This is a genomic window from Bacterioplanes sanyensis (assembly GCF_014652515.1).
Lineage (GTDB): Bacteria > Pseudomonadota > Gammaproteobacteria > Pseudomonadales > Oceanobacteraceae > Bacterioplanes > Bacterioplanes sanyensis.
On the sequence record NZ_BMYY01000002.1, the window covers coordinates 90,102 to 102,449 of the forward strand.

At 49.6% G+C, this 12,348-nt stretch carries 9 protein-coding genes and 1 tRNA gene; 1 reads left to right on the top strand and 9 read right to left on the bottom strand.

Going from position 1 to position 12,348, the window contains the following annotated elements; genetic code table 11:
* Positions 1–8 precede the first annotated feature (8 nt).
* Positions 9–2,012: a M3 family metallopeptidase gene (locus tag IE090_RS03425; RefSeq protein WP_189386953.1), complete on the top strand. Its 2,004-nt coding sequence runs from the start codon at positions 9–11 to the stop codon at positions 2,010–2,012.
* 55 nt (positions 2,013–2,067) lie between these two features.
* On the opposite strand, the gene IE090_RS03430 is transcribed toward IE090_RS03425, so the two are convergent.
* The 9 genes from IE090_RS03430 to rpsU all read right to left on the bottom strand — a co-directional run bounded on the left by IE090_RS03430 (position 2,068) and on the right by rpsU (position 12,264).
* On the bottom strand, positions 2,068–2,784 hold the full coding sequence (locus IE090_RS03430; protein WP_189386954.1) for an MORN repeat-containing protein: 717 nt from the start codon (positions 2,782–2,784) through the stop codon (positions 2,068–2,070).
* A gap of 156 nt (positions 2,785–2,940) precedes the next feature.
* Positions 2,941–3,378, bottom strand: a complete 438-nt coding sequence (locus tag IE090_RS03435) for a type II toxin-antitoxin system HicB family antitoxin (RefSeq protein ID WP_189386955.1) — start codon at positions 3,376–3,378, stop codon at positions 2,941–2,943.
* 180 nt (positions 3,379–3,558) lie between these two features.
* A complete protein-coding gene (locus tag IE090_RS03440; protein WP_189386956.1) occupies positions 3,559–6,078 on the bottom strand; it encodes a S8 family peptidase in 2,520 nt (839 codons plus the stop codon).
* A gap of 11 nt (positions 6,079–6,089) precedes the next feature.
* A complete protein-coding gene (locus IE090_RS03445) occupies positions 6,090–7,088 on the bottom strand; it encodes an AAA family ATPase (RefSeq protein WP_189386957.1) in 999 nt (332 codons plus the stop codon).
* Positions 7,089–7,324: 236 nt separating this feature from the next.
* Positions 7,325–7,401: transfer RNA gene (locus IE090_RS03450), tRNA-Ile, on the bottom strand.
* Between the two features lie 109 nt (positions 7,402–7,510).
* Positions 7,511–9,376: an RNA polymerase sigma factor RpoD gene (gene rpoD, locus IE090_RS03455; protein WP_268247113.1), complete on the bottom strand. Its 1,866-nt coding sequence runs from the start codon at positions 9,374–9,376 to the stop codon at positions 7,511–7,513.
* Positions 9,377–9,569: 193 nt separating this feature from the next.
* Entirely contained in the window at positions 9,570–11,390 is a 1,821-nt protein-coding gene (gene dnaG, locus IE090_RS03460) for a DNA primase (protein ID WP_189386959.1), read from the bottom strand.
* Positions 11,391–11,564: 174 nt separating this feature from the next.
* Positions 11,565–12,011 (bottom strand): GatB/YqeY domain-containing protein, encoded by a 447-nt coding sequence (locus IE090_RS03465; RefSeq protein ID WP_189386960.1) that lies wholly within the window; start codon positions 12,009–12,011, stop codon positions 11,565–11,567.
* Positions 12,012–12,048: 37 nt separating this feature from the next.
* Entirely contained in the window at positions 12,049–12,264 is a 216-nt protein-coding gene (gene rpsU, locus IE090_RS03470; RefSeq protein WP_094058637.1) for a 30S ribosomal protein S21, read from the bottom strand.
* Between the last annotated feature and the right edge of the window lie 84 nt (positions 12,265–12,348).

The window sequence follows — 12,348 nt, forward strand, 5'->3', positions numbered from 1 at the left end:
AAATAGCCATGCGTTTTTCTCGTACCGCCATGCTGGCGGCAGGTTTACTCAGCGCCAGCTGGGCAAGTGCCGGTGAATTATTAACCGATGGCATCAATGCCAAAGCCGATGCCAAACAGTGGCAGCAGCTGTGTGATCAGCAATTGCAAAAAGCGAAACAACAGTTCAGCGCGTTGGAGCAACAAACGGGAGCCACCACTGCCCTGGCTGTGTTAGAAAACTATGAACAAATTCAATACAGCCTGCAGCCATTAACACCGGCCTGGTACATTAAATCGGTACACCCTGAAAAAAGCGTGCGCGATGCGGCTGAAGATTGCTCGCAAAAAGTGTCTGATTTTGCTTCTAGCATTTATTTATCCAAGCCGTTTTATCAGCGCTTAACCAGTGTGGATGCTGAGAAGTTGCCAGCGGATGCCGCCTTTGTTTATAGCCGTTTGGTGCGTGATTTGCGCCGTTCTGGTGTGGATAAAGACCAAGAAACACGTGATCGCATCTTTGCTTTGCAGCAGCAAATCAGCGAGCTGGGCAATACCTTTAGCCGTAATATTCAAGAAGATGTGCGCACGCTTGAAGTCAGCGTTGAAGAGTTGGATGGCTTGCCGCAAGACTTTATTGACGAGCGAGTTGAAGAAGGTCAAAAAACAGTGACCTTGACCACCAACTACCCAGACCTGTATCCGGTGCTTACCTACGCTCACAGTGATGACCTGCGCTATCGCCTGCGCAAAGCGGCGCTGCAGCGTGGTTATCCACAAAACCAGGAAGTGTTAGAAAACATACTGCAGCGTCGTCATGAGCTGGCACAAACACTGGGTTACAGCAGCTTTGCTGAATACAACATGGAAACGCAAATGATCGGCTCACCCGAGCATGCTGATGCGTTTTTACAGCGCATTAACGAGGCGCTGAAAGAGCCGGTAAAGCGTGAAATCGAGCGTGACTTGGCACGCCTGCAGCAAATTGACCCGGATGCCAAACAGGTCAACCTGTGGCAAGCCTCTTATATTGGCAACCTGATTCGCCAGGAAGAATACGCGGTTGATGCCAAAGAAGTGCGCCAATACTTCCAATACGAACGTGTACGCGACGGTATTTTTGCACTGTCCGAAAACTTATTTGGGGTGAAAATTCAGCCCTGGAAAACGGAAGTTTGGCATGAAGATGTTGAAGCCTACGAGATTTTGGAAAATGGCAAACTGATTGGCCGCTTTTACATGGACAACCATCCGCGCGATGGCAAGTTCCAACACGCCGCTCACTGGGGCTTGCGCGATGGCATTAAAGACAAGCAAGTTCCCCTGTCTGCACTGGCACAAAACTTCCCTAAAGGGCTGATGGAGCATGGCCAGGTAGAAACCTTCTTGCACGAATTTGGCCATTTACTGCACAGTGTGTTTGCCGGCCAAAATCAACGCTGGCTCGACAATGCCGGCATGGACATGGAGTGGGATTTTGTTGAAGCGCCGTCACAAATGCTGGAAGAATGGATTTGGGATTACGACACGCTAAAAACCTTTGCCTTCAATGAAGACGGTGAAGTCATTCCTAAAAGCCTGGTGAAAAAGATGAACAGTGCGCGTGACTATGGCAAAGCCACCGGTACCGCTGTGCAAATCTTTTATTCACAAATGTCGCTGCAGTACTACATGCAAGACCCTGCTAAGTTTGAACTGCAACCGACGATGGTCGAGCTGCAAGAGAAATATTCGCCTTACCCCTACACGGAAGATACGTATTTCTACACCAGCTTTGGTCATCTGTACGGCTATAGCTCAAACTACTATACCTATCAGTGGTCACTGGCCATTGCCACGGATTTATTCTCGCGCTTTAAAGAAAAGGGCATGAATAATCGTGACATTGCCAATGCTTATCGCCACAAAGTATTGGCCGTGGGTGGCAGCATGCCAGCGGCCGAGATGGTGGAAAACTTCCTTGGACGTCCCTTTAGCGAAAACGCCTATATGGATCACCTGAAGTCGCTGGCGGCACCTGCGACTCAGCTGTAAGCCGATAAGGCCCCTGAAAAATCAGGGGCTTTTTTATGGATGATTCAATGGGATTTTAATTGCTGCTATCGCAGGGCTCGTCACCATGATAGGCGCCATCGCACCAAATACCCTGCAGCATGACCTCGCCAGACGCATCGTATAATGTGCCGTGACCGTGAATCATGCCGTTAGCAAACGCGCCGATGTGGCTGGAGCCATCGGGATATTCCAGCATGCCCTGGCCGTTTAAATAGCCATTGGCATATTCACCGGTATAGACCTCGCCCGTCGGGAAGATGGTTTGACCATGCCCGTGCAATACGTCGTCCTGGTATTCCGCTTTTACTAAGGTGCCATCGCTATAACTGCAGGTGACTTGGCCATTTTTGGCAGCGTTTTTAAACTCGCCCTCACACACAGTGCCTGTTACGTAGGTAAATACGCCATGGCCATTAAAGCGACTGTTTTTAAACTCACCCTCATACGTGCCCCACTTGGGGTCGGTAAAGGTGCCTTTACCTCGCACCATGCCGCGGTGAAAGGTACCGGTAAGCGTTCCGCCAGTAGCGTAGGTGAGAGTGCCAGGCCCGTGGAACAAACCCTTTTCAAAGCTGCCTTCATAATGGCCAGTCGGTTGGTAATCAATCCGCCCTTGGCCCTCAAATAAGCCATTTTCGCAGTTGCCGGTATAGCGTGAGGCATCCGGTAATAACACCTCACAGGGCTCAGCCAGAGCCATTGAACTTGCCAAAGTAAAAGAGCCGATCAAAATCGTGCTTCGAATATCCATTGTCGAAAGCCTTGTTGTTTTTTGGGCGGCGGATTTTAGCAAAGCTCTGGCAAGCACCAGTATTCGTGAAACTACGTCCGCTCACGCTCAGGGTTGTGCAGTATGGTGTGGGAAAATGTAGAGAAAGGAAGCCGCCAAGGAAGGCGGCAGGGTGCTTTAATCAGCTTCAGCCAATGCCATTTCATGGTTGGCCGCTTGGCTTAAAAAGTGGGAGCGGTCTTTGTAGTTAGGGTGGCGTTGCACAAAAGCATCGATACGAGCCAGTAGGCCGCCTGACAGGCTGATGTTAACGCGCTGCTGCTTACTCACACCGGATACATCGACCTCTAGTGCCAGCCATTGCTGATAGTCGGCGTAGTCAGCCAGGGCTGAGTAGTCTTCAAAGCCCTGATCGAGCTGGGTTAAATCCTGACCATCTTCGGCCATTTGCTCAGCCATGGTTAAGATGGCGTTTCTGGCTTGATGCAGGATGTCGCTTTCGTGATCGGCTGCCGACACGCAGCCATAGCCTGCCACTTGCTCGAATACAGGTACGATGATGCCGTAGGCTTCATCCGCTTGCGCGGGTCTCTCTATTCCCACCATAAATAACATGATGGCCTCCTCGGTTTTGCCGTTACAGAACCTGCTCGGTTCTAACACTTTAACAGTGTGCGTGCCTGTTTTTCCGGAACGCTTCTCTCAAGCCCAATGCACTCAAAGTAGCGGGCATCAAATTCGGCTTGTGTGACCAAGAACCTTGGGCGAAATTTCATTGCATGTTTATTGGTCATTTTAAGTTTCAATAGAAATGTTTACCAAATTCTCTACTTCGGAATAGATGTCGATTTCTTGCTCTGGCGCTTCGATGCTTACAAGCAGGCTGAACTTAACTTCATTTCTCCATCGATCTTCAGCTGTTCTATATTTCCACCATCCCCCTACAGGGAAGATGGCTATCGTGTGCATATCGAGCAAGTCTCTAACAGTGCCTATCCAGGTATCAGAATGGATAGAACCTCGGGTACGTAACTGGCTTCCTAAGAACCAGCCATCATTATCGCCCTCAGGACCATCATATTCTTCAAGCTCTACTAATCCATTAATGTATGCCCGGAAGTTATCTAATTCTTGTCCTGGGCGAATTGTTTCAAATCTTAAACCATGAGATTGGTAGCTATATCGAGATCGATAACCTCGTCTTCCCGGGTTTGGTTCAATGAAGTAGGATAATGTGACTTTGAGCTTTACCTCTGTTTCCAGTGGCAGTTGGCGAAGTGATTCTTTAGGCCAAGGTAACTGGTAGAGCTTCATCTGATTTAGTTTAGGGTCAGTAGAAGCTGTGGCCCCATCTTTCATGGTAAAGGGCTGTAACTCTCCTTCAGCTACCAAAGTAAGAGCATTATCTGTGCTATATCGAGCCTTCTGGAGAGAAGGAACGCCGTATCCAACAGTACGTAGAAGATTTTCTTTTGCAATCTTTGGGCTATGCATACCACTAAGAAGTCCAAATCGCTCCATCATTCTAGGAGTCCATTCTGAAGAATGAACAATGAGTCCTCGAATGGTCTCAGGCCATAGGTTCGGATACTCAGATCGGAGTATTGCTGCCTGCCGAGAAATCAACGCGCACGCAGCACTGGTATCTCCATTTCGCTCAAAAAGCTGCCCTTCGGTTCTTCCTGATGTAGTAAGCAATGAAACTACGTCTTCAGTACTTACTTCTGTTTTGTCCGAGGACAGTAACTTATTACCCCCTTCGGCAACCACCTCTGGTTTAAGTGGGGCGTGCTTTTTCCAGCGCCAATTAACGGAGGAGCGGCTCGATGGTGCAACATCTCCTGGGCTTGCGAAGGGTGACCAGCCAACAAGACGAGGGTCGTCATTGGTGGTCATTTCTGTGTAAGCACCAACTGTTAGTGCATTCCAGGCTTGAGCTGGGTCTTCGATTTCGGCGAGACAAACCTGATCCCAATAATCTGGTGATGGCTGGACGTTTCGGTTGTTACCTGCCGAAACTACAAATAAGCGGCGGTGTCCATCCTCCATGCCTGAGCAAAATTTATCGATTTCGGCAGACCAAGATGATGGTTGGCCGCTTTCCCTTTCATGATCTGATGTTACAGCCAAACTATAAACTCGATTGAGGTTTGGCCTGTCAGTTTCAAGCTTATATGCTGCGCCCACGGTGATAGCCCCATAGAGTCGAGGCTCGTTTTCTCCTATAGGGGGCAAAATTCTCGCTGATTCTAGAATGTGGGAAATATGAATTGGTTCTTCATGTGACGCTATTTCCATCAAATTACCAAATGCAGCCAAGCCCGCCTGCAAGGAGCCGTGATCATTGTAGGGAGCAAAGTGGTTGTAATTATCATAATTTGGCCAGTCAGGCTCCCAGGAAACCGAGTATTCCTCGCTACATACGTGTTGCAAAAGTGCATGGGTGTAATTCACTCCTGTATCTAAAATAGATACGGCACTTGTCACCTCTTTAGAAATTTGAATTCTCTGAGCGATGTTTTCTGCCCACTGGGCTTGTTCAACTGGGGATGATTCCACAATTGGGTTTGGGGTTTCTTTAGCCTTGCGTAGTTCCTCTAAGTTACCAATCAGATCAGGGGCTTTCTTTAAGTCATTTGCAGAACAGTGGATTAGAAAAACTACGGTATTAAAGAAGGTAAGTGAGGAGTTGCTTAGAGTGGCGTTTAAACGCTCTGAAAGCTGAACTGCGATTTCATTAGCATTTCGGTTACTAGTTTCTTTCAACCAGATCTCCCACCAAAATTTCGCGTCAAGATCTTCAGGATAGAATTCATCAGGATCCGTCCAAAACGACTTTAAATTGGCGAGTTTTATCTCTGAAATACTGTCAAGCAAGGTATGGTTTTTAGGGAACACCTCACCATCTTTGGTTGGCTTGCCATCTTTGCTTGGGTCTAAGTACTGGCGAATTTTTTTAAGGAAAGCAGCCCTTCGTGATTCAGGAATAAAGACAGTCGCAACCTCTCTGTCTCCCTGTAATTTATGGGCTCGTAACTTGAAGTCTCTATTGTCTAAACTATCGAGTGGGAGCTTGCATCCAGCTTCGCTCAGAATTTCGACGTAAATACCAATGTCTTCTGTGATGGGAGCGGGCCTGTTTTTTTCAATATGCTCATATTGATTTAAAACAGCTTGATACTGCCCTTGAAGGCCTGCCCCGTGAGAGTTTCTATTGTGTACTGGGACACTAGAGCCGCGGCCTGTTCGTTTGGATTTAAATGGTTCTTCTTGAAAAAACCGGCCAACATTTACATGCTTCCTGTTGCTAGCCATATCTGTCCTTATTATTCTTTGCTTGTAGAGGAGCTTCCTGAGCGGCGCCTATTAAGGGCCTTTAATAAAATCTCAGTGGATATTTTTTCCTTGAAGTTTAGAACAGCTTCTTTGGCAGCATCTTCACATGATCTGGTGATTTCTGCCGAACTCAGCCCTAAGGCAGATTTTGAAATTTCTTCCCAGTCAAGTTTGGTGGTATCAAAAATTGACAATCGGTTCTTTATGAGAAGAGAAATTTGCTCCAGTTGAGGTTTTTCGAATGGAATAATATCGTCAAATCGTCTGTAAAGAGCTTGGTCTAGAAGCTCAGGATGATTTGTTGCTGCAATAATAATGCTCTCTGAGTAATCCTGCTCGACAAACAATAGAAAGGAGTTCAGAACGCGCCTGATTTCTCCTACGTCATTGGGCGCGCCTCGCTGGGTCCCAATCGCATCAAACTCGTCAAAGAGATAAACCGCACGAGTCTGCTTGATGTGATCAAAAATCAATCGAAGCTTGGCTGCAGTTTCTCCCATGTATCTGGTAATGAGGTTGTCTAATACTATGGTGTATAGCGGCAGTTTTAGCTCTGTAGCCAACATTGCGGCTGACATGGTTTTCCCTGTTCCTGGAGATCCAGTAAAAAGCAGTTTTCTCCTAGGGTGTAGCCCAAAGCGGTTGAGTTTATCCTTTTGTCGCTGTTCAACTAAGACTTGTTCTAGGCGCTCCTTAATGTCCACTGAGTAGACGAGCTCACTAATTCTGGCGTTTGCCGGGGTAAGCTCTAGAAGCCCTTTTAGCTCACTTTTTGGTTGGTGAGCGAACGGGAGAGGCTTCGAAGATGCGACACCTAACTTTGAATTCTTTTGAGACTTTTCAACAAGGGTCTTTATATCACTTGCAAGCTTACTGTGACCCTGTCGCGCTTCTTTGGCTGCAACTTGCAGAGCAATAGAATAAAAGCGCTCATCATCACGATCTGCATGACTTTTCAAGAGTGCTTTTAATTGATCCGCTGTGGCCACGGGCTTAACTCCAATATATGGGTGGCAGGGAGATTGCTAAGCCACCCAACTTTCAAATTCTATCAATCTCTACATTCTAACTTTCAATTCAGCAAGCTACCACGTTTATTCAGCAAGTAAGAAAAACGGAGATTTTCTTTACGCTATCTATCGTCACGCCGCTTTCAATGTAACCCCAGTGTAACCCCGGGGAAAACTGGAAGGCATTGCTAACTCGCTGATTTTAAAGGTTTAAATGGTGGGCCCGCCCAGACTTGAACTGGGGACCTGCCGATTATGAGTCGGATGCTCTAACCAACTGAGCTACGGGCCCTTAAAGAAAGGTGGCTGTGATAGCCAGTGGGCATTATAGGGGCCTTGCGCGAACGACGCTACCCCTTTGATTTCAAATAAAAAAGCCCGGCTGAGCCGGGCTTTTTTATTTACTCATCAATAAAGCTTCGCAAGTGGTCAGAGCGGCTAGGGTGGCGCAATTTGCGCAGGGCCTTAGCTTCGATCTGACGAATACGCTCACGCGTTACGTCGAATTGTTTGCCGACTTCTTCTAGCGTGTGGTCGGTATTCATGTCGATACCGAAACGCATGCGCAGAACCTTGGCTTCACGTGCCGTTAAGCCAGACAATACCGAGCGAGTGGCATCGGTCAGGCCTTCAACGGTGGCGGTATCGAGTGGTGACTCAGATTGAGTGTCCTCGATAAAGTCGCCCAGGTGCGAATCTTCGTCGTCGCCGATGGGGGTTTCCATCGAGATCGGTTCTTTGGCAATTTTCAGCACTTTGCGGATTTTGTCTTCCGGCATGTCCATGCGCTCGGCCAGTTCTTCTGGCGTTGGCTCACGACCCATTTCCTGCAGCATTTGCCGTGAAATACGGTTCAGCTTGTTAATGGTTTCGATCATGTGCACTGGAATACGGATGGTGCGCGCTTGGTCCGCAATGGAGCGGGTGATGGCCTGACGAATCCACCAAGTGGCGTAAGTTGAGAACTTATAACCACGACGGTATTCGAATTTGTCCACCGCTTTCATCAAGCCGATGTTGCCTTCTTGAATCAGATCCAGGAACTGCAAACCACGGTTGGTGTATTTTTTCGCAATCGAAATTACCAGACGCAGGTTGGCTTCCACCATTTCTTTTTTGGCGCGACGAGCACGGGCTTCGCCAATGGAGACGCGACGGTTTACTTCTTTAATGTCTGGGATGGTCAGGCCCACGCGCTCTTCAACAGCTTTGATTTTCTTCTGCGCACGGAAAATTTCCAGCTTGTAGGTGTCGAGCTTGTCAGAATACTTATGGCCACCAGCGATCAGTTCTTCAATCCACTGATTGTTAACTTCATTGCCAGGGAAGTTGCCGATAAAGTCTTTGCGATCCATGCCACATTTGCGCGTCATCATGACCATGATCTGGCGCTCTTGCGCGCGGATTTGGTCGAGTGCTTCGCGGGCATCGTTCACCAACTGATCGAAATACTTAGGCGTTAGCTTAATGGGTGCAAAGCGTTCTGCTAGCAATGCCAATGCTTCTTCTGCTTGCTTGCTGGCGCGACCATGTTTTTCGATAGCGGCGTCTACAGCGGTGTGCGCGTCTTTGATTTCATCAAAGCGACGAATGACTTCGGTCAGGTCGATACCGCTGTCTTCTTCTTCATTGTCGCTTTCTTCGTCATCGTCGGACAGTTTTTCAGCGGCTTCCGCTTCTGGGCCAGACTGCGGGCCAGGTGCTGGAGTTTCATCTGATGGGTCGATAAAACCACTGAAGATGTCGCTGACTCGGTTCGGGTCTTCTTCTGCTTCTTGGAAAGCGTTCAATACAATGCGTACGGCGCCTGGGTAGTAAGCCAAGGCCGACATGACTTCACGAATGCCTTCTTCAATACGTTTGGCGATAACAATTTCGCCTTCACGGGTCAGCAGCTCAACGGTACCCATTTCACGCATGTACATGCGCACTGGGTCGGTGGTGCGGCCAACGTCAGATTCTACCGATGCCAGCGCGGCAGCGGCTTCTTCGGCGGCGGCGTCGTCGGCGGCTTCATTAAACAGTGATTCGCCATCGGGTGCGTTTTCGGACACCGGAATACCGATGTCGTTAATCATACGGATGATGTCTTCCACCTGATCCGGATTGGCAATATCATCCGGCAAATGGTCGTTAACCTGTGCAAAAGTGAGGTAGCCTTGCTCCTTACCTTTGGCAATCAGTTCTTTCAAACGGGATTGTTGGGTGTTCGCTGACATAGAAGCCCTGTGTTCCGTATTGTGAGGCGCAGAAAAGCGCGGAAGTATAACTTTTAACCGCTCTTTAGGCCAGCCGTGCCTGAGGAATGTTCCCGACTATTGCCCTGTCATAAAGGGCGCGAGGCTCGATCGTATCGGTTCGGGTGCGGTTGGTGGCTGTCAGGTCGTCGGTGTTGTCCGGCTTTTGCTGCCGGCCAGTGAAATATAGGGGCGCTGAAAGAGATTTCAAGGTGGCGAAGCGCTAGCGCTGATAAATCGACGTACGTTTGCGGTGGCGCTGGTGGCGCTCTTTGCTGAGCTGGCGTAAGCGCTGTTTTTCGTCATCGCTGAGTGGCGTGTGGTTGGTCAGCTTGGCCTGCAGTTGCTGCCATTCATCATCTAGGCGGCGGGTATCCATTCTTTCTAACACGTGTTTGACAGCGCTGGCGCTGGCCAGTTGTTGCTGTTGCTCCGCTTGCTCGGCCAGCTGTTTGAGCTCTTGTTGGTAGGGCGAGCCGGTCCATTGAATAATCACACCGATGCTGTCTTTTTGCGGCGACTGCTGCAGCTTGCGAATCACTTCAATCAGCAGGCGTTCATATTCGCTTTGTGCCTCGGTGTCGGGCAGGGTCAAGCCGTTAGCCAGTGCTGGCTGCACCAGTAGGCTGCACAAGGCTTGGCGGGCACCAACATCTTGTGGCCGACTCATGGCGGGCGGCTCTGGCGGCATGGCGTGCGCTTCGTGCTCCATGGGTAGCGGCTCTTCCGTCGGCTGCTGAGCGGCTTGCTGCTCCAGCTTTTGCAAGGCATGGCTGGCGACGCCGGTTTCATTTTGCAGCTGCTGTTTCATTAAATCGCGCAGTGCGCCTTGTGGCAGGCGGGCAATCAGAGGTGCAGCGAGTTGGTCAAAGCGGGCTTTGCCATCCAGAGTGTCAAAGTCGACCTGTTGCTTAAGGTGTTTAAACAAAAACTCCGGTAAGTGATCGGACTCATTTAAGCGTTGTTCAAAGGCGTTTTTGCCTTCTCGTCTGACCAGTGAATCTGGGTCTTCGCCATCTGGCAAAAACAAAAAGCGCGCCTGGCGACCGTCTTCTAATACCGGCAATACAGTTTCCATGGCGCGGGCAGCGGCGTTGCGTCCGGCTTCGTCGCCGTCAAAGCAAAAAATCACTTCCGGCACGATGCGAAACAAACGCAATAAATGGTGCTCGCTGGTGGCGGTACCCAAGGTGGCCACGGCGTAATGAATGCCGTATTCGGCCAGTGCCACAACGTCCATGTAACCTTCCACAATCACGAAGCGAGTCAGCTTTTGACGTATTTTTCGGGCTTCAAATAGCCCATACAGCTCGCGATTTTTCTGGAATACCGGCGTCTCTGGTGAGTTCAGGTATTTGGGTTTTTCATCGCCCAACACCCGTCCGCCAAAGGCGATGGTGCGGCCGCGCTGATCGCGAATAGGAAACATAATGCGATCGCGAAAGCGGTCGTAGCAGCGTCCGTCTTCTTTTTCGATCAACATGCCGTTGCTAATCAGTTGGCGCTGGCGTTCTTTGTCGCCATTGACCAGGGCTTGCATCAGGTTGTCCCAACCGGGTGGGGCGTAGCCAATGGCAAAAAACTTGGCGGCTTTGCCAGATAAGCCACGTTGTTGCAGATAGTCGATGGCGCGCTGGCGCTCTGGGTGCTGACGCAGCATTTGCTGAAAAAACTGACTGGCGTCTTGCAGGCGCTCGTACAGCGGTTGGTTTTGCTGCTGTTGGCGTACCAGCTGATCATTTTGCTCGCGCGGTACTTGCAGGCCGGTTTGCTCGGCCAGTTTTTCCACCGCATCGGGAAAGCTTAGGCCGTCAAATTCCATCACAAATTTGAGGGCGCTGCCGGAGGCGCCGCAGCCAAAGCAATAATAAAACTGTTTGTCTGGGCTGACGGTAAAGGAAGGCGTGTTTTCGTTGTGAAATGGGCAGCAGGCTGAGTAGTTTTTGCCGGTCTTTTTTAATTTAACGCGGCTATCGACCACATCGATCACGTCGACGCGGGCAAGCAGCTCATCAATAAAAGATTGCGGTATGCGACCGGCCATAAAGAATGCTTACTGAGACACAAGGTTAAACAGAATACGGTGCTTGGCGAGTGTCGGCAAAGCTTGGGCGCCGAATGATGCTGGGGTGCCCTTGATTTTATGACGGCAAGACAAACGACAAAAGCGCTAGCGGTAAACCGCTAACGCTTTTGATAGCCTGCACAGGGACAGGATTTATCCCAGTTGCGACTTAACCAGTTGGCTGACCTGCGCCATATCGGCACGACCTTGCACTTGTGGTTTGAGGATGCCCATGACTTTGCCCATGTCCTGCATTCCTGCAGCACCGGACTGTGCAACGGCATCAGCCACCAGTTTGGCCAACTCTTGTTCGCTCAGAGACTCTGGCAAATACTCGGCGATGACATCAATTTCTTGTTGCTCAGCAGCGGCCAGTTCTTCACGACCTGCCTCTTGATATTGAGCAATCGAATCACGACGTTGTTTGACCATTTTATCAAGAATGGCCAGCGCGCGTTCATCGGTGATCTCAACTCGTTCATCCACTTCGACGCGTTTGAACTCAGCTGTGATCAGACGCAAAGCACTCAAGCGGGGCTTGTCTTTCGCCCGCATGGCGTCTTTGACTGCGTCTTTAATGGTTTGAACCAAAGTACTCATGAGCGTCTCCCTGTTCTCAGTTCAGGCAAAAAACTGATTAGTACAGGCGAGTCATCTTGCGCTGTTCGCGCTGCAACTTCTTCAGGTGACGCTTAACAGCAGCGGCTGCTTTGCGCTTACGTACCCAAGTTGGCTTCTCATAGTGCTCACGACGACGTACTTCAGACAGTACACCGGCTTTTTCACAAGAACGCTTGAAACGACGCAGTGCTACGTCGAATGGCTCGTTTTCTTTCACTTTTACAGCTGGCATCCAATCACCTTATCTATAAGTGTTCGTTCATTGGGGGAACCACGACCCCCAGTTAGAGGGCGGGCATTCTAAAGAGTTTGGCTA